General features: G+C 64.6%; 17 protein-coding genes. 5 read left to right on the forward strand and 12 right to left on the reverse strand.

Annotated features, from left to right (window positions below; genetic code table 11):
• From GPT33_RS01265 to GPT33_RS01275, 3 genes are all read left to right on the forward strand, one after another.
• Window positions 1–395: HD domain-containing phosphohydrolase (locus GPT33_RS01265; RefSeq protein ID WP_296805117.1), on the forward strand; the 395-nt coding region annotated here is incomplete at its 5' end.
• 17 nt (window positions 396–412) lie between these two features.
• Window positions 413–4,414 carry a CBS domain-containing protein gene (locus GPT33_RS01270; protein ID WP_296805119.1) on the forward strand — a complete coding sequence of 1,334 codons (4,002 nt, stop codon included), beginning with the start codon at window positions 413–415 and terminating at the stop codon, window positions 4,412–4,414.
• Complete coding sequence (locus tag GPT33_RS01275; protein ID WP_296805121.1) at window positions 4,407–8,282, forward strand: CHASE domain-containing protein; 3,876 nt, start codon at window positions 4,407–4,409, stop codon at window positions 8,280–8,282. The genes GPT33_RS01270 and GPT33_RS01275 overlap by 8 nt, the downstream gene beginning before the upstream one ends.
• Window positions 8,283–8,664: 382 nt before the next feature.
• Here GPT33_RS01275 and GPT33_RS01280 read toward each other — a convergent pair whose 3' ends face one another.
• From GPT33_RS01280 to cysZ, 6 genes are all read right to left on the reverse strand, one after another.
• Window positions 8,665–8,799 (reverse strand): hypothetical protein, encoded by a 135-nt coding sequence (locus tag GPT33_RS01280; RefSeq protein WP_296805123.1) that lies wholly within the window; start codon window positions 8,797–8,799, stop codon window positions 8,665–8,667.
• Window positions 8,800–8,857: 58 nt separating this feature from the next.
• On the reverse strand, window positions 8,858–9,280 hold the full coding sequence (locus GPT33_RS01285) for a PIN domain-containing protein (protein WP_296805125.1): 423 nt from the start codon (window positions 9,278–9,280) through the stop codon (window positions 8,858–8,860).
• Window positions 9,277–9,513, reverse strand: a complete 237-nt coding sequence (locus GPT33_RS01290; protein ID WP_296805127.1) for an AbrB/MazE/SpoVT family DNA-binding domain-containing protein — start codon at window positions 9,511–9,513, stop codon at window positions 9,277–9,279. Before GPT33_RS01290 ends, GPT33_RS01285 begins: the two co-directional genes overlap by 4 nt.
• Window positions 9,514–10,031: 518 nt before the next feature.
• On the reverse strand, window positions 10,032–13,103 hold the full coding sequence (locus GPT33_RS01295; RefSeq protein ID WP_296805129.1) for an efflux RND transporter permease subunit: 3,072 nt from the start codon (window positions 13,101–13,103) through the stop codon (window positions 10,032–10,034).
• Complete coding sequence (locus GPT33_RS01300; protein WP_296805131.1) at window positions 13,100–14,272, reverse strand: efflux RND transporter periplasmic adaptor subunit; 1,173 nt, start codon at window positions 14,270–14,272, stop codon at window positions 13,100–13,102. Before GPT33_RS01300 ends, GPT33_RS01295 begins: the two co-directional genes overlap by 4 nt.
• Window positions 14,273–14,371: 99 nt before the next feature.
• Entirely contained in the window at window positions 14,372–15,553 is a 1,182-nt protein-coding gene (gene cysZ / locus GPT33_RS01305; RefSeq protein ID WP_296805133.1) for a sulfate transporter CysZ, read from the reverse strand.
• Window positions 15,554–15,937: 384 nt separating this feature from the next.
• On the opposite strand from cysZ, the gene GPT33_RS01310 reads away from it, so the two are divergent.
• Complete coding sequence (locus GPT33_RS01310) at window positions 15,938–17,320, forward strand: hypothetical protein (RefSeq protein WP_296805135.1); 1,383 nt, start codon at window positions 15,938–15,940, stop codon at window positions 17,318–17,320.
• Window positions 17,321–17,478: 158 nt separating this feature from the next.
• On the forward strand, window positions 17,479–18,543 hold the full coding sequence (locus GPT33_RS01315) for a DUF2333 family protein (protein ID WP_296805137.1): 1,065 nt from the start codon (window positions 17,479–17,481) through the stop codon (window positions 18,541–18,543).
• 240 nt (window positions 18,544–18,783) lie between these two features.
• Here the strand turns inward: GPT33_RS01315 and cysC are convergent, their stop codons facing one another.
• The 6 genes from cysC to GPT33_RS01345 all read right to left on the reverse strand — a co-directional run bounded on the left by cysC (window position 18,784) and on the right by GPT33_RS01345 (window position 24,567).
• Window positions 18,784–19,443 (reverse strand): adenylyl-sulfate kinase, encoded by a 660-nt coding sequence (cysC, locus tag GPT33_RS01320; RefSeq protein WP_296805139.1) that lies wholly within the window; start codon window positions 19,441–19,443, stop codon window positions 18,784–18,786.
• A gap of 225 nt (window positions 19,444–19,668) precedes the next feature.
• Complete coding sequence (locus GPT33_RS01325; protein WP_296805141.1) at window positions 19,669–20,064, reverse strand: hypothetical protein; 396 nt, start codon at window positions 20,062–20,064, stop codon at window positions 19,669–19,671.
• Window positions 20,065–20,081: 17 nt separating this feature from the next.
• Complete coding sequence (locus GPT33_RS01330) at window positions 20,082–20,438, reverse strand: hypothetical protein (protein ID WP_296805143.1); 357 nt, start codon at window positions 20,436–20,438, stop codon at window positions 20,082–20,084.
• Window positions 20,439–20,694: 256 nt separating this feature from the next.
• Window positions 20,695–21,798, reverse strand: a complete 1,104-nt coding sequence (locus tag GPT33_RS01335; RefSeq protein WP_296805145.1) for an ABC transporter ATP-binding protein — start codon at window positions 21,796–21,798, stop codon at window positions 20,695–20,697.
• Entirely contained in the window at window positions 21,782–23,428 is a 1,647-nt protein-coding gene (locus tag GPT33_RS01340) for an iron ABC transporter permease (RefSeq protein WP_296805147.1), read from the reverse strand. The genes GPT33_RS01335 and GPT33_RS01340 overlap by 17 nt, the downstream gene beginning before the upstream one ends.
• A 95-nt stretch (window positions 23,429–23,523) precedes the next feature.
• The gene (locus GPT33_RS01345) at window positions 23,524–24,567 is read right to left on the reverse strand and encodes a Fe(3+) ABC transporter substrate-binding protein (protein ID WP_296805149.1); all 1,044 of its coding nucleotides are present in this window, start codon (window positions 24,565–24,567) and stop codon (window positions 23,524–23,526) included.
• Between the last annotated feature and the right edge of the window lie 184 nt (window positions 24,568–24,751).

Raw genomic sequence — 24,751 nt, forward strand, 5'->3', positions numbered from 1 at the left:
GCGATGCCGAGTGCCCGCTTGCCTTCTTGGCGATCGCAAAAGATATCGCGCACTATCATCACGAGAAATGGGACGGATCCGGGTATCCGGAGGGGCTCGAGGGCGACGCGATCCCGATCGCCGCCCGGCTGATGGCGCTGGCGGATGTCTTCGACGCGCTGATGTGCCAGCGTGTCTACAAGCTTCCCTGTCCGTTTGCGCAGACCGTGACCATCATCGAGCAAGGCCGCGGCACCCATTTCGATCCGGATGTGGTCGACGCCTTTATGCTGCGGCGCGAGGCGTTCCGGAGCATTGCCGTGCGCTATGCCGACAGCGACTCGCGCCGCCTTGAGCAGATCGAGCCGCTGCGCGAATCACTCGCGCCCGTGCCTGCCGGCCCGGGTCCGGCCTGACATCAAGGAGTGATTGGATGTCGGATGCCATTGAGCTGACGCTCGCCGATATCATGTCGCGGGGGCTGCAGTCTGTTGTGCCGGACAGCCCGCTCGGGGATGCCGTCCGGACCATGGCCAGGGACAGACTCTCGTGCATCCTCGTGCTCGAGGATGAGCAGCCCGTGGGCATCCTGACCGAGCGTGATCTGCTGCGACTGCTTGATCGGGAGATCGATCTCGACCGGCCGGTTTCGGATGTGATGACGACCCCGGTGCTCGCCATCCCCATGGAGAGCGATTTCGCCTCGGCTTACCTCCAGGCCCTCGACCACCAGATTCGACACGTGGTGGCGGTCGACTCGAGCGGCAAGGCGGTCGGGGTCGCAAGCGAGACCGACTTTCGTCGCTACTTGACCTTGCGCCTGCTCAAGCAGCTCGATGATCTGTCCGCCGTGATGGATCGCGACCTGCCGCTCATGCCGCCCGATGCGTCTGTCGCGCGAGCGCGCGGCCTCATGCTGCAGTACCGTGCCTCCTACGTGCTCATCGTGGAGGGGCGTCGCCCGCTGGGCATCCTCACCGAGCGCGACATTCCCGATCTCTTGGCAAGGCGGGGCGCACAGGCCCGAGGCTTGATCGTGCGCGATGTGATGCGATCGCCCGTGCGGATGATCCGCGACGACAGTCCTGTATCGGATGCCGCTTGTTTGATGCAGGAGCAGGGTCTACGGCATCTCGCGGTCGTGGATGCCGACGGATTGGTCATGGGGATGTTGACGCTGCATAACCTGATGGAGCGGATCGGGTTCAACCTCCTGCACGACGACACCAAGCGCCGAACCGAGCGCTTGTTGGGGGCGCAAGCCCATGCCGAGCAGCGGCTGCGGATGGCCGTCGAGGCGTCCGGCATCGGTTTCTGGGAATTCGATCTGGTCGCGGATCAGCTCTATCGCGACGAGACACTGCGCGATTTGCTCGGCCTTCGCGGGGGCGAGGCACCGCTTGATCGGGCTGCCTGGCTGGCGTGCGTGCATCCGGATGACCGCGACGCGGCGCTGCGTGCCTTCCACGCGGCTCTTGCGCCGGGTGATCCTCCGATCGAATGCGAGTACCGCAGCCGCCACCGCGACGGTCGTTGGGTGTGGCTCCAGATCCGCGGGCGTGTCGTACGCCGAGACCCCGGAGGACGCCCCGTGCTCGCGGTCGGAACCGCAATGGATTTCACCACGCTGCGCGAGGCTCAGGAAACGCTGCGCGAGCGCGAAGAGGTCTATCGCGCCATCTTCGTACAAGCGAGCGACGGCATCATTCTGGTCGACGCCGAGACGGCCCGTTTCATCGAGTTCAACGACGCCGCTTGCGAGGCGCTCGGCTACAGCCGCGAGGAATTCGCCCGGCTCGGAATCGCGGATGTCCAAGCCGAGCGCGATCTGGCCGGCGTGTTGGATGGCCTGCGCATGATCCTCAAAGGAGGCCGGGGCGACTTCGACACCCTGCATCGACACAAAGACGGCAGCGTCCGGCATGTCCGGGTGGGCAATCGCGCGATCGAGATCGAGGGGCATCCCTATGTTGTCGCGATCGTGACGGACATGACCGAGCGCACCCTCGCCCAAGCGGAGCTGGATCTGCACCGGCATCATTTGCGGGCGCTCGTCGATGCCCGGACCGCCGAGCTGGATGCCGCCAACCGCGATCTCATGCGCAGCGACCGGCGTCTGAAGGCGCTGTTCGACTTGAGTCAGGCTGCGCCGACCTTGAGTGAGCCCGAGCTCTTGCAGGCGGGTATCGACACCGCGGTCGCCCTGACCGACAGCCTCGTCGGCTACCTGCATTTCGTGGACGATGACCAGGAGACCATTCACCTCTGCACCTGGTCCCGCGGGACACTTGCTTATTGCACGGCCGAGCAAGACGGTCACTATTCGCTGTCGAAGGCCGGCGTTTGGGCCGATTCCCTGCGCACCGGGCAAGCTGTCGTCCACAACGATTTTCAGGCCGTACACGGCCGACGCGGCTACCCGGAGGGGCATGCCGTGCTGGCGCGTCATCTCGGTGTGCCCGTCAAGGAGGACGGGCAGGTGCGGATGCTCATCGGTGTCGGGAACAAACCGATCGACTACGACGAATCCGACCGCCTGCAGCTTCAGTTGGTCGGCGACGATCTGTGGCGGATCGTCATGCGCCGGCGCACCGAGCTCGCACTGGCCGAGGCCAAGGAGAGCGCCGAGTCGGCCAACCGCTCCAAGAGCGCCTTCCTGGCCAACATGAGTCACGAGATTCGCACCCCGATGAACGCCATCATCGGTCTCGGCCACCTGTTGGAGCGCGAGGTGATCGACCCGAGGCCGCGCGCTCAGGTTACGAAGGTCATGGATGCGGCCCAGCATCTCTTGTCGATCATCAACGACATTCTCGATCTCTCCAAGATCGAGGCCGGTCAGCTCACGCTCGAGGAGACCGGCTTCTCGCCCGTTGCGCTGATTCAGCACGCCTTCAGCATCCTCGGCGAGCGGGCGTCGGCGAAGGGGCTGATCCTCGAGCAGTCGATCGATCCGGGCATCCCGGCCGTGCTCTACGGCGATGTTCATCGGCTCGGCCAGATCCTGCTGAACTATCTCGGCAATGCGATCAAGTTCTCCGAGCGCGGGACAGTTCGGGTCAGCGCCCGGGCTCGCGAAGCGGAGGGTCGTCGACTCCTGTTCTGTCTCGAGGTTTCCGACGAGGGCATCGGTCTAACCCCGAGCCAATGCGAGCGACTCTTCAAGCCATTCACCCAAGGCGACGATTCCACGACGCGTCGTTACGGCGGCACAGGTCTCGGCTTGGTCATCTGCAAGCGGTTGGCCGAGCTCATGGGCGGGCAGGTCGGCGTTGCGAGCGTGCCGGGGCAGGGCAGCCGATTTCGGGTCGAGGTGCCGCTGCGCGGCGACAAGGGGGCGACCCCGGGCGATATGATTCATCCACGCCTCGGGCCGTCCGGTGACTTGGAGGGACGTCTGGGGCGCCGCTATCGCGGGGTTCGGCTGCTCGTGGTCGAGGACGATCCGCTCAACGCCGAGGTGGCCCGCGAGTTGTTGTGCAGACTCGGATTGGTCGTGGACATTGCCGCGAACGGACAAGAGGCGCTGGACCTCGTCCGCGAGCGCGATTACGCGCTGGTGCTGATGGACGTGCAAATGCCGATCATGGATGGCCTAGCTGCGACCAGGTCGATTCGTCGCCTGCCGGGCCGCGAGACCCTGCCGATCCTGGCCATGACCGCCAACGCCTTCATGGAGGATCGTCAGGCATGCCTGGACGCCGGGATGAACGATCATGTCGGCAAACCGGTGCAGCCGGAACGCCTCTACAGCGCACTTCTGCGCTGGCTTCCGCCGATGCCGGGGGCGCCCGGAGCGGACGAGGAGACCGCCGCGAGCCGCGTCGACGAGGGTGCTTCGACCGGCGCCTTGGTGATGATTCCCGGTCTCGACAGTGCTGCCGGTTTGCGTGCGGTCGGCTCCGATCATGCCGGGTATCGGCGGGTGCTCGACTTGTTTTCCCGGGCGCACGGAGACGTCGCGGCGGTGCTGCGTCGGCGCTTGGCGGCGGGTGAGCTCGTCGAGGTCGAGCGTCTGGCGCGAACGCTGAAACGACTCTCGACGACCCTGGGTGCGACCACCTTGGGTGCGCGCGCGGGCGAGCTTGCCGAGCGTGTTCGGAGCGGTGCATCGACGTCGGACTTGGAGGCCGGCATTGGCGCCTTGGAATCTGTCCTGACTCCGCTTCTTGCGGGCATCCGCTCGGTGACGAGCCCGCGACCGAGCGCGACACCCGATCTCGATTGGTCGCAGGCACCGATCGTCCTGGCCCGGTTGGAAACGCTCTTGGCCGAGGACAACACGCGCGCCAAAGACCTCGTGCTTGAGTTCGCACCCCTGATCGGGGCGATTTTAGGGACACATGCCGCACGGTTCCGGTCCCAGGTCCAGAACTTCGATTTCGAGCAGGCGCTGAACACGCTGCGTCTGGTTATCCACACGCGCGATGGATGATCCGCGACACATCCCGCGCCGCTCGGCGTGGCCGGTGTGGGCGACACTGGTTTCGGGGCTGCTGTGCACTGCGCTGCTCACCCTCGTGGTTCGAGCCGAGGTCGAGGCACTCGCCAAGTACGAGCTGACCTTCGTGGCGGCGGAGATCGCCGATCGCATTCAGACCCGACTCGCCGCGCATGCGCAGATCCTGCGCAGCGGTGCGGCCCTGTTCGCGGCATCCGAGGAGGTCACACGCGACGAATGGCGGACCTTTGTTGCCGGTCTGCGGCTCGACGACCAGATGCCGGGGATCCAGGGTGTCGGATTCTCCCTCCCGATCATGCCCGAGCAGTTGCAGGCGCATCTCGATGTGGTGCGTCGGGAGGGGTTTCCCGACTACCGTGTCTGGCCCGAGGGCGAGCGCTCGCTTTACTCCTCGATCCGCTATCTGGAGCCCTTCAGCGGTCGTAATCTGCGCGCGTTCGGGTATGACATGTTCTCCGAGCCGGTGCGACGGGCCGCGATGGAAGAGGCACGCGATCGCGATATCGCAGCGCTCTCCGGACGGGTCCGTCTGGTCCAAGAGACCGACGAAGACGTCCAGGCCGGTGCGCTCATGTATGTGCCTGTCTATCATGACGGGATGCCGGTAGGAACCATCGAGGAGCGTCGCGCCGCGCTGGCGGGATGGGTTTACAGCCCTTACCGCATGAACGATCTGATGCGCGGCATTCTGGGCCGATGGGAGCAACGGGATGGGATGCGGATCCGTCTCGCCGTCTACGACGGGGACGGCCTTGCACCCGAGACCTTGCTCTACGACAGTCAGCCCGGGGCACCCATCGCCGGGTCACCGGGGGGAACCGGCGTTGCCCGCATTCCGCTCGACTTCAATGGCTACCGTTGGACCCTGGTGTTCTCCAGCCAGGCGAGCGGCGGGCTTTCCGTCGGAACCCTGAAGGTCTGGTCAATCGCCGCGGCCGGGACACTGATCAGCCTGCTCGTTGCCGGCCTCGTGCATGCGGTCGCCAAGTTGCGCGCGCAGGCCGAGCGCTTGGTCGCGGAGCTCGATGCGCACAGACGCACGGAGCACTCGCTCGACGTCGCTCTGACCAAGTACCGAACCCTGTTCGACAGCTTTCCACTCGGGATCTCGGTCGCCGACGAAGACGGTGCCATCGTCGAGGCTAATCCGATCGCCGAGACGATCCTCGGGATCTCGCGCGAAGAGCACCTGCGGCGCACCCTCGGCGGCGTCGCGTGGGAGCTGATCCGTCCGGACGGATCCCCCATGCCCTCATCGGAATACCCGAGTGTATTGGCGTTGCAAGACCCAAGAGGATTGCATCGCGCCGACATGGGGATCCGCAAGCCGGATGGGCGGATCATCTGGCTCGGTGTCGTCGCAACGCATCTGCCCTTGCCCGGGTACGGCGTTCTCGTCACCTACGCCGATATCACCGAGCGGTTCCAGGCGCAGCAGGCGCGCGAGACACTCAGCGCCGCGGCTCGCCTGGCGGTCTCCTCGGACGACGCGGCGCAATTTTGTCAAGCCCTCGCCGAGCTGCTGTCCACGCGTCTGGCATGTCCCCATGTCGCCATCGAAACCTACGACCGCGCATCCGCCGAGATGGTCTTTGTCGGCGACGTCGGGATCGGGGGGGCATCGGACGAGCCCTTGCGCGTGTCGGTCGATCAGACCCTGTCGGGCTGGGTTGCGACACACGGCGAGGCATTGGTGGAGCTCGAAGCGGATCGGCGTCCCGAGTACGCTTTGCCGGCACTGCGCGCACTCGGTGTCGTGAGCTTCGTCTGCATCCCGCTGAAGATCGGCGAGCGGGTGTTGGGAGCCCTCTCCCTCGGCGATGTGCGGCGACGCCCGGAGGCGTCGGAATGGGTGGGCATGCTGCAGACCGTCGCGGATACAGCGGCCGACTCCATGGTGCGCCTGAACGCCCAAGCGGCCTTGCGCGAGAGCGAGCGCAACTACCGCGCTCTGGTCGACAACCTGTATGCCGGCTTGGTTGTGCATGCACCCGATACCCGGATTCTCTACGCCAACCCGATGGCGTCCCATTTCCTGGGGCTGACGGTCGAGCAGATGCAGGGCCGCGCTGCCACTGACCCGAGGTGGCATTTCATCGGCGAGAGCGGAACCCGGATGCCGGTGGACGCGTTTCCGGTCCAGCGTGTCGCCGAGACCGGGCAGGCTCTCCAGGGCCTGACACTGGGTATCGTCAGGCCCGATCGACCGGATCCCGTGTGGGTGCATTGCGACGCGCATCCGCTGCACGACGAGCAGGGTCGGATGCAGAGGATCGTCGTGACCTTCTTCGATATCTCTCGGCGCAAAGCGGCCGAGACCGAGCTGGCGCAGTATCGCCATCGCCTGGAGGAGTTGGTTGCGGAGCGGACCGCGCAGCTTGCCGAGGCACGCGACGCCGCGGATGCCGCGAACCGGGCCAAGACGCGGTTCCTGGCCAACATGACCCATGAGATTCGTACCCCGATGAATGCGATTCTCGGGCTGAATCATCTGCTTCTGAAGGAAGTGACCGCGCCCGCGGCTCAAACCCGGTTGCACAAGCTCGGTGATGCCGCGTCTCATCTGCTGCTCATCATCGACGATATCCTCGATCTGTCGAAGATCGAGTCCGGCCGACTGGTCTTGGAGCAGACGCCGTTTTCGCCGGTGGCGGTAATCGAGCGAGGCGTCGGCCTGCTCGGCGAGCGCGCGTCCGAGAAGGGTCTTCGGCTGCTGACGACGATCGATCCGCGCCTGCCGGCCCGGGTGATCGGGGACCCGCTGCGTCTGGAGCAGATCCTGGTCAACTTCCTCGGCAACGCGATCAAGTTCTCCGAGCAAGGCGAGATCCGGGTGCGGGGCACTCTCGCCGAGGAGATCGCGGAGAGCATTCTGCTCCGTCTGGAGGTCGAGGACCACGGGATGGGCTTGACGCCGGATCAGCAGGAGCGTCTGTTCCAGCCCTTCACCCAAGCCGATGACTCGACGACGCGTCGCCATGGTGGCACCGGACTCGGTCTGGCGATCGTCAAGCGACTGGCGACCCTCATGGGTGGCGAGGTCGGCGTGACCAGCACCCCGGGGCAAGGCAGTCTCTTCTGGATGACCGCGCGTCTGCGCCGGGACGACCGGCCGGCGCAGCCGACGGCCGCCTCCGCGTCCTCGTCGACAGCGCCGCCGGAGCAGCTGATCGCTAGACGTTATTCAGGCACGCGGATCCTCTTGGTCGAGGACGACCCGATCAATCGAGACGTCGCCCTGGATCTGCTCGAGGAGACAGGGCTCCTCGTGGACATGGCCGACGACGGTTTAACCGCTGTCGAACGGGTGCGCGAGCAAAACTATGCCTTGGTCGTTATGGATGTCCAGATGCCGCGGATGGACGGATTGGCGGCAACCCGCGCCATACGCGCGCTCCCCGGCCGGGCCAATCTGCCCATCCTGGCCATGACGGCGGGGACCTTCGAGGACGATCGCGCACGTTGCTTGGATGCCGGTATGAACGATTTTATCGGCAAGCCCGTCGAGCCGACACGATTGTACGCAGCCCTGCTGCGCTGGTTGCCTGCCGTGCCCCCGGAGCCTCCGGAGCCCTTTGGCGCGGACAGCAAGGCGACCGCCGAGCCGACGGAGTCTGCGGCCGCGACCTCGAACGCGGATCCGGCCATCGCGCAGGTCCTCCTGGCCCAATTGGAGTTCCTGCTCTCCGAAGGCGACCCACGGGCTCTGGAGGTCTGGGGCGAGCTCGGAGATCTGGTCGCGCCCATCCTCGGGGACGATGCCCGAAGGGTCCGCGAGGATATCGCGAGCGGGGCTTATGCCCGGGCGTTGGAGACCCTGCGTCGCGCGCGTCGGGAGTGAGTCGCGGCTGTTTTCGGTCCAGTGATTCGCGCCGGGCTTCTGGCGGCATCCGGCTCGATGTATTCATTTGGGCAATGGCGCTGCTGTGGGAGCGGGCGGGAACGATTCAAGAACAACTGATACGCGAGGATGGGTAGAGCCTCAGCGAAACCCATCCAGCCCGCGCCAATTAAGCGACAACACCAACGATCTTCAGGGTCTGATAGGCGACAAAGGCGACGGCAATTCCGGTTGCGCACGAACCGCTTCCAGGCGGTCAAGATCAGAACGACGATCAGCATGGGTATCAGCACCATCGCGATGATCAGCACATACCCCTGAATTGCCTGGGTCAATGGCATTCTGGATATCCTTTTAGTCCTGACGGAGTAGCTCGAAGTGTTCAGGTTCGGGACGAAGGTCGGGTACGCGTGATCGCACCGTTCTTCTCGCCCGTCTTCAGAAGCAGGTCCTCGTAGACCTGCGACAGCGTGAAGAAATGCGTGTCGTCGATATGGCCGATGCTCAGACGATGCACCAGGTCGAGGAGCGGTCTATTTCCGGACCGGGGCGGGCTGAGTTGCGCGAGACACCGCTTAGGCACGACCGGGGCTGGTGACAAAAGGGTTACGGACGCGCAGCCGTCCGTCGAGGGTCTGGCCGTCCTGGAAATCCTCCGACCAAAGGGTGGTGCAGCCGCAATCCAGGGCGCTGGCGGCAATCATGGCATCGTAGATCGGGAGACCGTAGCGCTCGGCGAGCCGCAGACCCAGATCATGGACGTCGATCGTCAAAGGCTGCACCGGGCACAGGGCGCGGATGGTTTCGAGGATATCCCGAACCTCAGTCCAATCGCATCCGAGCTTGCGGCGAGCCACGCTGACGAATTCATTCAACACCTGCACGCTGATCGTCCCTCCGGCCGCGAGGAGGGCCTCGGCGCGGTTCGCCTTGATCTCGTCCTCGCTCAGCAGATAGAGCACGACATTGGTGTCGAAAAAGTCGGTCTCTGTAGTCACCCGCGGTCCTCGTGGCTCTCCAGCCGATCGAAGCGAAAGTCCGCCGGGAGTCGCCCACGATAGGCCCGTAAGCGCTCGAGCAGCTCGGTCCGGGTCGGCTTGCGTCGGACCTCGAAACGGCGCTCGTCGGCAACGACGATCTCGATGTCGTCGCCCTCCTTGAGCGCAAGCGCCTCGATCACCGCCGCGGGCAGACGCACGGCTAGACTGTTGCCCCATTTGGAGATTTGCATGGACGTCGAGACCTCGTATGGATATACAGAGTCTAGAATGTATATCAAGGACCGCGACGGGACAAACGGGAAGGCGGACTGTTCCTGCTCCGGGCGCGGCGGGGCGCAGATCCGGAACTGCTCCAGAGATAGAAAAATCACTGTTCACGAATTCGCTTCCCGCCACTCATCACTCACTGCCAGCCTTGCTCATCCCTGCGTTCAGGCATCTCGGGTTCCCCGACGGGAGACTTCGGCCGCACGCCTGGGTCCGCCGACTTTAGTCGGCCCTCGCGGCGGACCTTCGTTCGCCGCGAGGGCGCGCTCGGGCGACTGAAGTCGCCCGTCCCCGGGTGCCGGATGAATCCGGCGGACCTGGGCGGTCGCGGTTGGCGACTTGGACATTGCCGATGTGGTCGAAACGATTCTCGAAGCCACGACAATGAGTTTGTGATCTTAAACCGCGCCGACTCCAACGGTCGTCAAGTCTGCCGGGGCCGATCACATCCAAACACATCGCATACCGCGCCGGGCGCGGTTTAAGCCGCATCGATCTCGGGACGGACGACGCCGACGGTCCGCTGCTGATCCGGCGAGAGCAGCATATAGAAGGCCGGCACCACGAAGAGCGTGAAGAGCGTGCCGATGCCCAGCCCCGTGACGATGACAAGGCCGATGTCGAAGCGGCTGACGGCCCCCGGACCGCTGGCGGTGAGGAGCGGGATCATGGCGACCAGCATGGCGACCGTGGTCATCAGGATCGGGCGAAGCCGGATCGCCGAGGCTTGCTCGACTGCATCGCGTTTGGAAAGTCCCTCGCGCTCGCGCAACTGGTTGGAGAACTCGACGATCAGGATGCCGTTCTTGGCGATCAGACCGATGAGCGTGATGAGCCCGACCTGGGTATAGATGTTGACGCTCGCGAACCCGAGAAAAAGGAAGGCGAGGGCGCCCGCGATGGTGAGCGGGACGGACATCAGGATCACGAAGGGGTCGCGCCAGCTCTCGAACTGGGCGGCCAGCACCAGATAGATAATCAGGAGCGAGAGAAAGAAGGTGACCTCGAGCGCCGCACCTTCGGTCTTGAACTGACGCGACTCGCCCTTGTAGTCCCAGCGCACGCCGCGCGGGAAGAGGTCAGACGCCTCTTGCTCCAAATAGGCGAGGGCGGCACCCAGGGGGACGCCGGGCGTCATGACGCCCGAGAGCGTGATGGCGTTGAGTTGTTGGAACTGGACGCGTTTGGAGGGCTCGACCTCGTCGCGGATCTCGACCAGGGCCGACAGCGGGATCAGATCGCCCGCTGCATTGCGGACATAAAAATCCTGTAACTCGCCGACATCGTTTCGGAAACGCTGTGCGACCTGAGGAATCACCTGATAGCTGCGGCCTTCCAGGCTGAACCAGTTCACATAGTCTTCGTTGAGCATCACCGAGAGGCTGCGGCCGAGATCGGCCATGCTGATTCCGAGATCACCGGCGAGGTCGCGATCGACCTCCAAGACGGTGCGCGGCCGCTCGTATTTGATGTCCTTGCTCAGGAACATGAAGTTGCCGCTGGCCATCGCCTTGCCGAGCAACTGGTCGGCGAGGACGTCGAGCTCGGCGACGGGGCGGTCCGAGAGGACGACGAATTCGACGGGAATACCGTTGCCCGGTGTCGGCAAGCTCGGTCGGGGGAAGACAACGGTCTGCATGCCGGTGATCTCGCCGAGCATGCCCTGGAGCTGCGGCTGGATCTCCATCTGGCCACGCTCGCGCTCCGAGGGCGGCGACATCTTGAAGCCTCCGAACGTCATGCTCTGGTCACCGCCCATGCCGGCGATGATGAAGCTCTCCTTGTATTCGGGAAAGGATTCGAACATCGGCAGCATCTCGTCGATATAACGCAGATTGAGATCGACGGTCGCGGTCTGGGGCGTGGTGCCCATAAAGAAGAGGATGCTTTGGTCCTCGGTCGGGGCCAGCTCCTTCTTGGTCATGCTGTACATGCCGTAGATGGCGGCCAGAATGACGACGGCGACCAGGAGGGTGACGCCCGGATACTTAAGCCAACCATGCAGCAGGCGCCGATAACCCTCTGCAAGACCGGTAAAAGCATGTTCGACGCCTTGCTCGAAACGGCCTTGCTCGCTGCCCGCACGCAGGACGCGTCCGGCGAGCATCGGGGAGAGTGTCAGGGCCACCACGCCCGAGACCACCACGGCGCCGGCGAGTGTGAAGGCGAACTCGGTGAAGAGCGATCCGACCAGCCCGCCCATGAAGCCGATGGGCGCGTAGACGGCGACCAGCGTCGTGGTCATGGCGATGATCGGCATGGCGAGCTCGCGCGCGCCGTCGATCGCCGCTTGCATTCCGCTCTTGCCCATCTCGATGTGTCGGTGCACGTTCTCGACCACAATGATGGCGTCGTCGACGACAAGCCCGATGGCGAGAACCATCGCAAGTAATGTCAGAAGGTTGATCGAGAAACCCAGGAGCAACATGAGGAAGCCGGCCCCGACGATCGAGAGCGGCACCGCGACCGAGGGGACCAGGGCGGCACGGAACGAGCCGAGCGACAGAAAGATGACGAGCAGCACGATCAGCACCGCCTCGGCGAGCGTCTTGAACACCTCCGTGATGGATTCTTCGATGAACTCGCTGGCGTCGTAGGGCACGAACGCCTTCAGCCCTTCCGGGAACTGGGTCTCGAGCTCGGGCATCAGGTCCCTCACCCGCGCGGCGACGTCGAGCGGATTGGAGCCGGGCGCGGGCTCGATGCCGATGAAGATGGCCGGGATGCCCTTGTAGAGCGTGGCCGAGTCATAGGTCTTGGCACCCATCTCGACCTCGGCGATGTCGTCGAGACGGATCAGGGTGTCGTCTTGGGCGCGCACGACCAGGCGTTGGAAGTCCTCGACGCGACTGACGTCGGTGGTCGCCGACACATCGATCTGGACCTGATCCCCGCGCAGCCGCCCGATGCCGGCGAGATAGTTGTTCTCGGCGAGCACACGGGCGACCTCGTCGCCGCTGACACCCAGCGAGGCCATGCGTGCGGGGTCGAGCCAGATCCGCATCGCAAAGGTCTGGTCGCCGAAGATCTCGGCCTTGGCGATGCCTTCCAGCGCCTGCAGCTGAGGCTGCACGACCCGGATCAGGTAGTCCGTGATCTGCGGCAGCGTCATCTCCTCGCTGTAGAAGGCGAGATACATGAGTGCGGTCGAGTCGCCGGTCGTGGAATCGATCACCGGGTTCTGCGCGGCCTCGGGCAGGACGTTCAGACGGCTGGCGACCTTCGCCTGGATCTCGGCGACGGCCGCGTTGGGGTCATAGTTGAGGCGCATGTTCGCCTCGATGACCGAGATCCCGGCGGTGCTGGTACCGACGAGATACTCGATCCCGTTGGCTTCGGCCACCGCCTGCTGCAGCGGCGTGGTGATGAAGCCCTGGACCAGGTCGCTGCTGGCGCCCGGGTAGGCCGTGGTGATGGTGACGACGGTGTTTTGGGTCGCCGGGTACTGACGGATCTCCAGGTCGAGGAAGGCGCGAATGCCGAGGATGAAGATCAACAGACTGACGACGGTGGCCAGGACCGGGCGGTGGACGAAGATGTCGGTGAATTTCATGTCGCCGTGTCCTCGGGAACGCTTTCAGACTGGGGCTTGGACTCGGACTCGGCGTCAGGCGTGGGTTCGGCCTCGGATGTGCCGGCCCCGGGCGTCTCGCCCACTGCATCGACGATTCGGACCTCTTGCGCGTTGTTGAGTTTGACTTGGCCGGACAAGACGACACGGTCGCCCTCGGCAAGTCCCTCCAGCACCGCGATTTCGTCCCCGCGTACCGCGCCGGTGCGCACTTGGCGGCGCTCGACGAGCGCCTTGCCGTCTTCCTCCCGGATGACGAAGACCGCGTCGCCGTAGGTGTTGAAGGCGATGGCTTCACGCGGGATGGTCAGCACGGCGTTCTCGCGCGGCAAGAGGGTCGCGACGCGTGCAAACATGCCGGGCCGAAGCGCCAGATCCGGATTGCTCAGGCCCGCACGGACACGGACGTTGCGCGTGCCTTGGTCGATCCCGGGGCTGATGACCTGGATGACCCCGTCAAAGATCCGGTCCGGGTGCGCGGAGACGCGCACCTGCACCTGTTGCCCGACCTGCAGAAGCCCCAGGTGACGCTCGGGCAGGGCGAAGTCGACATAAACGGGATCCAGGGTCTGGAGCGGGACGATCGAGGAACCTTCGGCAAGGAACTGCCCGAGGTCGATTCGACGGATGCCCAGCTGTCCGTCGAAGGGCGCGCGGATCGTCTTCTTCTCGATCGTCGCCTGTTTGGCCTTGACCTGCGCGCGGGCCTGATCGAGCTGCGCGCTGAGCTCGTCGAAGTCGCCTTGAGCGACGGCACGGTCCTTGAGCAGCGAGCGATTGCGGTCCACCTTGATCTGCGCGAGGCGCTCCGCCGCCTGTAATCCCTCCAAGTCGGCGCGATCGACCTCATCGGCCAGCCGGACCAGGATGTCGCCTTTCTTGACCATCGCGCCTGATTCGAACTCGATCGCCGTCACCTGCCCGGCGACCTCGTTGTTCACCTCCACGCCCTGGATCGCCTGCAGGGTGCCGACCGCCTCCAGGGTCGGCTCCCAGGCCCTCGCCTCGACCGTCACGGCAGTCACCGTCGGTGCCGGCATGGGTTGCGAGAACATGGCGCTCTCGGACTGGATCTGGCTGTATTTAACGTAGGCGAGGGCGCCGATCACTGCGGCCAGCACCATCAACACAAGCAGGATTCGGACGAACATGGGCGAGCTGTGCCTCTAAACCGCGCCCGGCGCGGTATGCGATGTTTATTGGATGGGATCGGCCCCGGCAGACTTGACTGCCGCTGGAGCCGGCGCGGTTTAGTTCAACAGGACCTGTTTCGCCTCGTTGATCTTGGAGGCCAGATAGTCCGAGCCGCCGCGGTCCGGGTGCAGACGCTGGATCAGGCGCCGGTGCGCGCTGCGAACGTCTTGCGGACCGGCATCGGGGCCGATACCGAGGATGGCCCGGGCCTCGTCCGACGGCATCCGCTCGATCGGTGCGTGCGGTGCCTCGGCGTGTCGGCGGTGCGGTGCCTCCGCGGTCTTGCGTCCGCGCTCGCGATCGAGATAGACCTCGAGCGCCTCGGCCGACTCGGGGTCGCCTGCATAGCACGTCTCGAGCATCTCGACGAGATCCTCCGTCGTCACCTGATCGAGCGACTGCCCGGCATGTGGTCCGACCTGCACCTCGCCGCCGATCCGGCCCGAGAGATGGTCGATCTCGAGCAGAACGTAGCGCGTCGCCACACGAGACCGGGTTGGACTTTGATAATTCGTCGCGCCTTTCAGCTCACGGACCCACATGGCGGTGGCGCCCGCCACGGCGCTCGGCATGAGGATGAAATTGACCAGCGGCACCATGCTCAGCATGGCCGCAGAAGCGCCGAAACCAAGGCTTATCCCGCGTTGCCGAGCGAGCCTTCGGCGCATCTCGCGTAACTTCATCCCGTGGTTTCCCATCGGATAATCCGAATACTGAACGGCCAATACCCAGGCAATGTACAGAAACCAGAGGATCTGTCCGACGATGGGCACGAACAGCAGGAGTAGGAAAGGAATCGCAAGAACAACGGTATAAAGCAGTTTTCGGATCTCGTCGACGAGTGTCGGCACGATGTCGGCCATGACGCCGGCAAGGGTGCTTCCCTCATCGAGCGGGCGTCCGGTGAGCATCCGCTCGACCTTCTCGGCCAAGAGGCTGTTGAAGGGCGACGCGATCAGGTTTGCCACCAGCGCGAAGAGGTTGAAGACCACAACGAGCAGGACTAGGACGAACAGGGGCCAGAGAACCCAGTCCAGCCAGCCGAGCCAGCTCGGAAGGCGCGCCTCGAGGGTCGCGAGGACGTTTCCGAACAGACGCACGCCCAGGGCGATGGCAGCGGAGAAGATCAGAATATTGACCGCGAGCGGAACAACGACGAACCGCCGCAACCCGGGTCGGGTGATCAGTCCGACGCCCTGGAGCAGGTATCCGGCGCCTGAGAGAGGGTTGGTTGCCATAGCGATAATGGGCGGCCGCAGCCTTTGTCTGGTCGGGTGAGTACGAAACCGGTTCCCGGATTCACGGGTCGGCTCGGGCGTCGGTGGACGTCTCGGCGGGCCGGCGACATTCGCAGCAGTATATCCGGGGCGCTTGGCATGCGGCAGTCGATCCGCGAATCTCGCGTGACGATCCGCAAGGTGCGAAGGCGGCTGCACCAGGCGGTGAGCCGCTCGCCGGCCGACCGCCCACCCGGCGCGCCGAGTCCTCGCCGAACGCCCGATTGCGGCGCGATTGTCTTTCCCGATTGTGGTTCTCCCTTGAACCCGCGCGCCTATTCAGGCAGCCTAAGCAGGTTTTATGACCAAATCCATTTCTAACCGTCCTAAACGAGGAACAACCTGATGAAAGAGGTCGTGGCCACGCTCGCACAAGCGCGGGCAAAACTGGCGACTATCGATATCGGTAAGACGTCCGTCTGGACCGTGGCCGTCGTGACTGTTGTCGGAACCCTGTACGTCACGCTTGCAGACCCTTTCGAGGAACCCGCACCTCTGACGCCGATTCAAGTCGCCGCGAATCTCGCTCCCATCGGGACCGTGACGGTGTCGGCGCCGCCGCCGTCGGCTGCCGCGCCTACACCCGCGGTGAGCGCAGCCGAGCTGGCGCCTGCGCCGGAGCCGGTCGCGCAAGCTCCTGCTGAGGCGTCACCTACGGAACCCGAGCCCGCTCCGTCGAAGGCAGCCGGCGCGCCGCACTTCGCGCCCCTGCGGGCAGCACCTGCGGCGAGTACGGCTCAACCGGAAAGTGCGCCCGAGCCGACAGCACAAGTCCCTGCCGACGCGGCGTCACCGGTGCCCGAGACCACTCGGTCCGAGCCAGCCGGCCTGCGCCATTTCGCGCCCTTGCCGGTAGCCCCCGCGCCGGCGCCTGAATCCGCACCGGTGGCGGACTCCGCTGCTGCCGAGCCCGCTTCCAAAGCTGTTTCCGAGGTCGAGGCCAAATCCGAGGCCGCAGCTGTTTCCGGGGTCGAGGCCGACATCGCCACCGTCCCCGAGGCCGAGGCCGAGGTGCCTGAGCCCGGTGGCGAGCCGGCCGCCGAGGTATCCTCAGAGCCCGCTCCGGTGACGCCTGCGTCTCCGGCGGTCGGCACGCCAAAAGAGTATCGGATGCCGCATTTCGCGCCTCTGCCGGGTTCGACCACGGCCGCTCCGCCGAGCCCTGCGGCAACGCCCTCCCTAGCGCATCCAACGCTTCCGGTCCTTCCGGATGCGCCTGCCCCGGATGTGTCCGCCCCGCCGGCTGCGGCGCCCGTCGAGGAGCCTGCCGTCGCGGAGAGCATACCCGAGGAGCCGGTTGTGCCCGCGGATCCGGCAGCCACGACCCCGGACTCCCTCATCGAAGTGCCGGTGGCCGTCATGCCGGCGGCAGAGGAGCCTGTTTCCGGGCCTCCGGTGACGGATCCGGCATCGGCAGAAGCGCACATGATCGAGGCGGAGGTCGTCGAGGCGCCGGTCGCGGCAGCACCATTGCCTGTTCCGGCGGAGACGCCTGCTCCGGCGGAGGCACCTGCTCCGGCGGAGGCACCTGCTCCGAAGGAGGCACCGGCCCCGGCGGCGGCGCCTGCTCAGGCAGAGGCACCCGCTTCGGTGGAGGCACCTGGCCCGACTCCGGCACCGGCCATTATCGCGCCGGTTGCGCCTGCCCCTGCAGCGGAGCCGTCACCGACACCGCCTGTTGTCCAACCAATGCCGACTTGGATGAAACACTTCGGCCCCATGCGTTAGGCCGAGGTTCCCGCACCGGCCCCGCTCGACGGGCGCCGGTGCGGGCCCTGCCCGTCAGGCGCGTACAGTCGCGGCCGCGAGGTCGACATCGATTCGAGGTTCCCGAGCGGCTTTGCAGTCCCGCGAACGCACAAGCCCCAGAAAGTACGGAGAACGTGATGGAAAAGCCGCACCTGCCGAAGACGGTGACCGAAGTCGTCAAGATGTATGATCCGCGAACCTGGCGCGAGAAGGGGCTGTGGTGGACAGCGGGATTGTTTGTCGTCACCTACATCCTGGTGATCACGATTCTCGCGGTCTTCTGGTCGCGCTCGCCGGCGACCTTCGACGTCCGGGAAAAGGCAGCGAGCTTGGCCGGCGGCGACGGGAGCGAGCCGGCGCGACTCATGACCGGCAGCTACACGACTGCCGCCGCCATCGGCATCGCCGAGACACTTCTGGACAAACCAGGCGGCTATCTGAGCAATGATATGACCCCGCCGGGCGTCTTCCTGGACAACATTCCGAATTGGGAGTTCGGTGCCCTCACCGAGCTGCGGGATCTGTCGCGAGCGATGCGCAACGAGTTTTCCCGCTCCCAGACTCAATCGGTCGAGGACCCGGATCTTCAGGTGGCCGAGCCACAGTTCAGCTACGATTCCGAGTCATGGATCCTACCCTCGACGGAGTCCGAATATCGCACCGGCATAGCTGCCATGTACCGGTATTTCGAGCGTCTCAGAGACGACGCGACCTCGGACGGGCAGTTTTTCGCGCGATCCGACAATTTGAGATCCTATCTCGCGGTTGCCGAAAAGCGCCTGGGCAGCCTGGCTCAGCGCCTCTCCTATGCTGTCGGGCAGGCCCATTTGGATACGTCGCTCGCGGGTGAACCAAGTGCTCAGCAAGCACGTCCGGCCGTCGGCGAGCGCGAGAACAAGACCCCGTGGCTGGATATCGACGACGTCTTCTTCGAGGCGCGCGGCTATACCTGGGCCTTGCTGCATACCCTCGAGGCACTCTCGATCGATTTCGAGAAGGTGCTTGAAGACAAGAACGCGCTGGTCTCCCTCCAACAGATCATCCGAGAGCTCAAGAACACTCAGAATCCGATCTGGAGCCCGATGATCCTGAACGGCACCGGATTCGGTCCGATCGGGAATCATTCCCTCGTGATGGCGTCCTATATCTCGCGTGCGAACGCGGCGATTATCGATCTCCGAAGCCTGCTCGAGAAGGGCTGACCGCGAAAACGTAGGATGGGTAGAGCGCAGCGAAACCCATCCTCCAAACTAGCGCAGCGAAACCCATCCTCCAAGCTAAAGCGTCTCGTGACGAAGTGGCAAAGTTCAATTTGGCCTCCAAGCCGCGACCTCTTTGCGACGACGTCGGTGATGGTAAGGATGGGTTTCGCTGCACTCTACCCATCCTACGACTTGGGGTTGTTCAAGGTATCGAATCAGGCTGCATCGCGGCCCGTGAGCTTAGGACCTCGGCAGGATGACCCCGCTTGAACGCAGATAGGCGATCACCTCGTCGGCCAAGATATCCGGCGGGTTCCGGCCGGCATGGAGTTGCAGCTCAGGTGCGGTCGGGACCTCGTACGGATCGTCGATCCCGGTGAAGCCTTTGATTTCGCCGGCACGGGCTTTCTTGTAGAGCCCCTTGGGGTCGCGGGTCTCGCAGATCTCGATCGGGGTATCGACGAAGACCTCGATGAAGTCACCTTCCGGCATGGCGCGCCGAACCCGGTCACGGTCCGCGCGATAGGGACTGATGAAGGCGGTCAGGGCGATGATGCCGGCTTGTGCAAAGAGGTGTGCGACCGCGCCGATGCGTCGAATGTTTTCTTCACGATCGATCGCGGAGAAACCAAGGCCGAAGCGTTGTGCGAACTCCTCGCCGTGAACCTCGCGGAGCATTCCGGGTCCGGCATTGAGGGCGTGACGGACATTATCCCCGTCCAGTACCGCGCTGTGGATGCCCTGCTGGTGGAGCCGATGGTCCAGCGTATTGGCGATCGTGCTCTTTCCCGAGCCGCTGAGTCCGGTGAACCAGATCACGCAGCCCCTGTGTCCCTTCATCGTTTCGCGATCCACGCGAGAGACCTGGTGTTCGTGCCAGGTCACATTGGTGTCGTTCATGGTCTATCCTCAAAGCTGTTTTTAGGGGTAACGAACCACGGAAAGCAAAAATAATGCCGTATACGCGTTACCGCGAACACGGCAGACTCGGCACGGGTCGATGCGAAGCAGCGGCCCTGTGCGCCCGATGCGGGCGACCTCGTGTGGCCTCCAGGCGGATGGCTCGTGAACGGACGCGAGCTGGAGCATCGCGTCTGCGGTCTCGAACCGTCCGAACGTCCGAGATCAGCCCGAGGCCGCGCGGGGCAGCGAGAACCGTGTCTCGACGCTGCCGCCGCAGCCGACGATGCACTCTTCGTACTGAATCGTGCAGATCGTCATCTCGGCGGCCGGGCAGGTGTCGGGCCTGATGCAGAGCGCTCCCGGCGTGGCGAGACATGTCTCGTGATCTGCCGACAGTCGCTCGTAATGCAGGCGGCACTCGTCCTCGCGCACCCGTTGGCGCTGCTCGCACTGGCTTCGGCTCAGGTCGCAGCTCGCCACGCAAGCCTGTGCTCGCGAATCGGTGGGCGGGATCAGCTGTCGTTCCTGCAGGTGATTGGTACATCCGGCGGCGGCAAGTATCGCCAGGACGCCGATCAAAACGTGTGGAGCGCGCGCGGAAAAGATCGAGGATGCCATCGGTGATCTCGCGTTGGTCAAGAAGGCGATTGTCGTCTGCGCAAGCGGCGACCGAGTAGATAAAGCAGCGCGCCGTTGATACCGACGCCGATTGCAAGCAGTGCAAGGTTGAGCGCGGCCGAGTCGATTCCGAGCAGGCCGCTGACCTGGCTTACGAACAGGCTCCATGGTAGCGCAAAGAGGACGAGAAATATCCCGGACGATGGATCGCCGCCGAACAGCAGCAGGGCGATCGCGCCGATCGATACGGCCAGATAAAGGGCGATAAGGTTGCGTATCGCCGTCGGGATCTCGGTGTGCGCGGCGCTAGCCTTACGGGGGGCTTGTGGCATGATAACCTCCTGCCGATTCGAGGATTGAACGCCGACGATCATCGGGCAGAGCCGGGCCGGTACAGGGCCCATTCGACCATTCCGTTCGAGCGTTCCGACCGATCACCGATATCCGATCGATCGACGACGGGACGTGGAGAGACACAAATGAGCAAAGGCGAAGACAAAAAGAAGGAAGCCAAGAAGCAGCCGCTGAAGAACATGAAGGAGAAGCGGGCGGAGAAGAAGGCCAAGAAAACCGGCCGAAGCGGCTGAGCGAAAGGGGTCCTGCATCGCCGGGATCCGACGCCATTTCCGGTCAGGTCCGCGCCGGGGGACGGTTCGCCGCCGCGTCTTCCGGCGTATCCGGTTCGCCGCCCGTGCAGGGAAAGACCACTAGATGATCGGCTTCGAGCCGGACCCCGATCTCGTCCCCGACGGCATGCTGATGATGGCTCGGGACCAAACAAAGCACCTCGGTTCCGCTTTCCAACCGGAGCTGGTAGAGGTATTCGGCGCCGCGAAATGCGCGTTCGACCACGACCGCGCGCCTCGGGCTGGTCTCGTCGTAAAGCATGTCGTCGGGTCGGATCAACACCTCCGCCGTCGTTCCGGGCAGCAAACCATGCGGCTTGCTCCCGGCGACGCGCCCGAGCTCCGTCTTCACGCGTGTCTCGTCCACCACGACCGCCGGGAGCAAGACGCCCTGGCCGATGAAGCCGGCAACGAAGCGATCTGCAGGCTCATGGTAGAGCCCGAATCCGGTTCCCCATTGACGGATGCTGCCGTTCGCAATCACGCCGATCTGATCGGCCATGGCGAAGGCCTCGAGCTGATCGTGGGTGACGAGGATCGCCGTCACGCCCTCGCGTCTGAGTAAATTCCGGACCTCGCGCGCGAGCTGCTCGCGCAGCTCCGCGTCCATGCTCGAGAAGGGCTCGTCGAGCAACAGGATATCGGGACGCGGTGCCATGGCGCGGGCCAGGGCGACCCGTTGCTGCATCCCTCCGGAGAGCTCGTGCGGGTATAGGGATGCCGCGTGTCGCAGGTCCACCAGATCGAGGAGCTCCGCGACGCGACGCTCGCGCTCGGCCCGTTTGAGTCCGCGTAGGCCGAACGCGACGTTGCGTGCCACCGTGAGGTGCGGGAACAAGGCGAAGTCCTGAAAGACCATGCCGACCCGCCGTTGCTCCGGGGGAAGGGTGTCGCCGGGCACCGAGACGCGACGCCCGTGCAACAGGACCTCGCCGCCGCTGACGGGCTCGAAACCGGCGATGGCGCGCAGCAAGGTCGTCTTGCCGCAGCCGCTCGGTCCGAGCAGACACCCGATGATGCCTTGCTCGAGGACGAATGACACATCGCGCACGATCGTGGTGTCGCCATAGGCGACGCTGACGTCTCTGACCTCAAGCTGTGTCGGCATTGCGGGATTTGGTGATGGAACGGCTCAGCAGGATAACCGGAACCAAGCCTGCAAGCACGATGGTCAACGCGGCCGGCGCGGTGTCCGCCAGGCGCTCGTCGGAGGCCAGCTCGTAGGCGCGTACCGCGAGTGTGTTGAAATTGAAGGGTCGCAGGATCAGGGTCGCCGGGAGTTCCTTGAGTACATCGACGAAGACCAAGAGCACCGCCGTGAGCAAGCTGCCCCTGAGCATCGGGATGTGGATACGCCGCAGGACCTGCCCGGGTCGATAGCCCATCGCGCGGCCGGCCTCGTCCATGGACGGTCGGATGCGCCCGAGCCCCGCCTCGACCGTCTGCAGTGCAACGGCCAAAAAGCGCGTCAGGTAGGCGAAGATCAGGGCGGCCAGGGTTCCGCTCAGCAACAGGCCGGTGGAGACGTCGAAGGTGCGGCGCATCCAGGCGTCCAGCGTGTTGTCGAACCAGGCGAAAGGGATAATGACGCCGATGGCGATGACCGTCCCGGGAATGGCGTAGCCCAGACCCGCGACCTTCACGGCCGCAGTGACCGTGCGGGTGGGGTGCAGGCGTTTTCCGTAGCCCAGCACCAGTGCGAGCAGCAAGGCAATCAGCGCGGCGATTGCCGCGAGCTCGAGGCTATTGCGCACCAAGCGCCAGAAGGCTGCGTCGTAGGCGCCCTCGGCGATCGTCAACGCCCAGACGGCGAGCTGTCCGGCGGGGATCAGGAACCCGAGCATCAGCGGAATCAAGCAAAAGACGACCGCCGCGACGGCGCGCCAGCCGGTCAGATGGTAGCGGCGGATCGATTGATGCCGCCGACCCGTGTCGTGGTAACGGGCCTGGCTGCGCGAGATCCGCTCCAGCGCAATCAGCACCAGGACGAAGCCGAGCAGCATCGCCGAGAGCTGTGCTGCAGCCGCAGCGTTGTTCAGACCGAACCAGGTGCGGAAGATCCCGGTCGTGAAGGTTTGGACGCCGAAATACTGGACCGTACCATAATCGGCCAGGGTCTCCATCAGGGCCAGGGTCAGTCCGGCAACGATGGCGGGACGTGCCAGGGGCAATGCGACCGAAAAGAAGGTGCGCCAGGGACCGTTGCCGAGTGTGCGGCTGACGTCCAACACACACAGCGACTGGCCGAGAAAGGCCGCTCGGCTGAGCAGATAGACGTAAGGGTAGAGGACCAAGGCGAGCATCGTCGCGGCCCCTTCGAGCGAGCGGATCTCGGGAAACCAGTAGTCTCCGAACCCCCATCCGGTCCAGTCCCTGAGCGTGCTCTGAACCGGTCCGGCGAAATCGAGCATGCCGGTGTAGGTGTAGGCGATGATGTAGGCGGGCATCGCCATGGGCAGGATCAGTGCCCATTCGAAAAGGCCGCGCCCGGGAAAGCGACACATGCTGGTCAGCCAGGCCGTGCCGACGCCGCCGATCAGGGTTCCGACGGCCACTCCGAGCATCAACAGTAGCGTGTTGAGCACATAGTCGGCGAGGACCGTATCGACCAGATGCTGCCAAACATCGCCGGTGGGAACCAGGAGAAAACCGACGATCACCAGCACCGGCAAACCGGTCAAGAGTGCAATCGCGAGGATGCTCGCCGACCACAATCCTCGGCGCTCATGCGTGCTCACGATCGCCTCATCTTGTAAAAAGGACTGCCTCCGGGGTGAGGGGCCGACAAGGGGCCCGGTCAGGCCCCATTATCGCTTCTCGAGTGGTTCCCCGTCTATTTCCAGCCCGCGCGGTCCATCAGGCGCACCGCATCCGGCCCGAATTCGCCGAGCTTCGAGAGTTGAAGGTCGTCGGCCTTGAACTCGCCCCAGGATTGCAGGAGCTCGCTGACCTCAGCACCCGGGAGCACCGGGTACTCGCCGTTGACCTCGGCATACCAGGTCTGAGACTCGGGGCTGACGAGGAACTCGGCAAGCTTGGTTGCCGCCTCCCGGTTCTTCGCGGAGTGGGTCATGGCGATCCCGCTCACGTTGACGTGGGCGCCGCGACCGTCCTGGTTCGGCCAGAAGACTCGCATGACCTGCGCGGCGTCCACCTGACTCTGATCGCCCGAGGTCAGCATGCCGGCGAGGTAGTAGGTGTTGGCGATGGCGATGTCGCACTGACCGGCCGCCGCAGCCGCGATCTGGTCCCGATCGCCACCTTTGGGCGGACGCGCCATGTTGGCGACGAGCCCCGTCGCCCAGGCCTCGGTGGCGTCGACGCCGTCGGCGGCAATCATGGATGCGACCATCGACTGGTTGTAGATGTTGTCCGAGGAGCGGATGCAGATGCGCCCCTTCCAAGCGGGGTCGGCCAGCGCCTCGTAGGTCGTGAGGCTGGTCGGATCGACCTTGCCCTCGACATAGAGGATCGGGCGCGCACGCAGGGACAGGCCGAACCAATGACCCTCGGGGTCACGGTAAGCCTCCGGGATCGCATCGATCAGCTCCTGACTTTCGATCGGCTGGGTCACCCCGGCCTCTTTGGCGCGATAGAGGTTGCCGGCATCGACGGTGACCAGCAAATCGGCCGGCGAATTGATCCCCTCGCTCTCCAAGCGCTTGAGCAAGGTCTCGGCCTTGTCCGTCACCATGTTGACCTTGATGCCGGTTCGCTCCGTGAAACGGTCCAGCAAGGGTTTGATCAACTCCTCCTTACGCGCGGAGTAGAGGTTGACCTCTTCCTCGGCCGCCTCGACGCTGGGCGGGAGGGCGAAGAGGAGTGTCGCGGCGATCCCGCCGCTGATCGAGGAGATGAGATAGCGTGATGGTTTCATGCGGTTGGGCCTCCTGATGGCCGAATGTGGGTAGCGGTCTCGGTGGTTTTCCGTCCGGCGGATAGAATAATGGGAACCGTTCGCATTAACAAGTCTGCGCTGAATGCGTTGCGAAAATTCGAATATAATCCCGCCGTTGTTTGGGTCGTCGCGGGAGAGCCCTTGAAACCTGGGTGCGGCGCTC

Origin of the sequence: Thiocapsa sp. (assembly GCF_011390875.1) — a bacterium.
Lineage (GTDB): Bacteria > Pseudomonadota > Gammaproteobacteria > Chromatiales > Chromatiaceae > Thiocapsa.

Excerpts from the sequence above, each read along its gene's own strand:
- GPT33_RS01300 (WP_296805131.1), bottom strand. The coding sequence starts at position 14,272 with ATGTTCGTCCGAATCCTGCTTGTGTTGATGGTGCTGGCCGCAGTGATC.
- GPT33_RS01335 (WP_296805145.1), bottom strand. The coding sequence starts at position 21,798 with ATGCCGACACAGCTTGAGGTCAGAGACGTCAGCGTCGCCTATGGCGAC.
- cysC (WP_296805139.1), bottom strand. The coding sequence starts at position 19,443 with ATGAACGACACCAATGTGACCTGGCACGAACACCAGGTCTCTCGCGTG.
- GPT33_RS01330 (WP_296805143.1), bottom strand. The coding sequence starts at position 20,438 with ATGATCGTCGGCGTTCAATCCTCGAATCGGCAGGAGGTTATCATGCCA.
- cysZ (WP_296805133.1), bottom strand. The coding sequence starts at position 15,553 with ATGGCAACCAACCCTCTCTCAGGCGCCGGATACCTGCTCCAGGGCGTC.
- GPT33_RS01275 (WP_296805121.1), top strand. The coding sequence starts at position 4,407 with ATGGATGATCCGCGACACATCCCGCGCCGCTCGGCGTGGCCGGTGTGG.
- GPT33_RS01270 (WP_296805119.1), top strand. The coding sequence starts at position 413 with ATGTCGGATGCCATTGAGCTGACGCTCGCCGATATCATGTCGCGGGGG.
- GPT33_RS01310 (WP_296805135.1), top strand. The coding sequence starts at position 15,938 with ATGAAAGAGGTCGTGGCCACGCTCGCACAAGCGCGGGCAAAACTGGCG.
- GPT33_RS01345 (WP_296805149.1), bottom strand. The coding sequence starts at position 24,567 with ATGAAACCATCACGCTATCTCATCTCCTCGATCAGCGGCGGGATCGCC.
- GPT33_RS01325 (WP_296805141.1), bottom strand. The coding sequence starts at position 20,064 with ATGGCATCCTCGATCTTTTCCGCGCGCGCTCCACACGTTTTGATCGGC.
- GPT33_RS01315 (WP_296805137.1), top strand. The coding sequence starts at position 17,479 with ATGGAAAAGCCGCACCTGCCGAAGACGGTGACCGAAGTCGTCAAGATG.
- GPT33_RS01290 (WP_296805127.1), bottom strand. The coding sequence starts at position 9,513 with ATGCAAATCTCCAAATGGGGCAACAGTCTAGCCGTGCGTCTGCCCGCG.
- GPT33_RS01295 (WP_296805129.1), bottom strand. The coding sequence starts at position 13,103 with ATGAAATTCACCGACATCTTCGTCCACCGCCCGGTCCTGGCCACCGTC.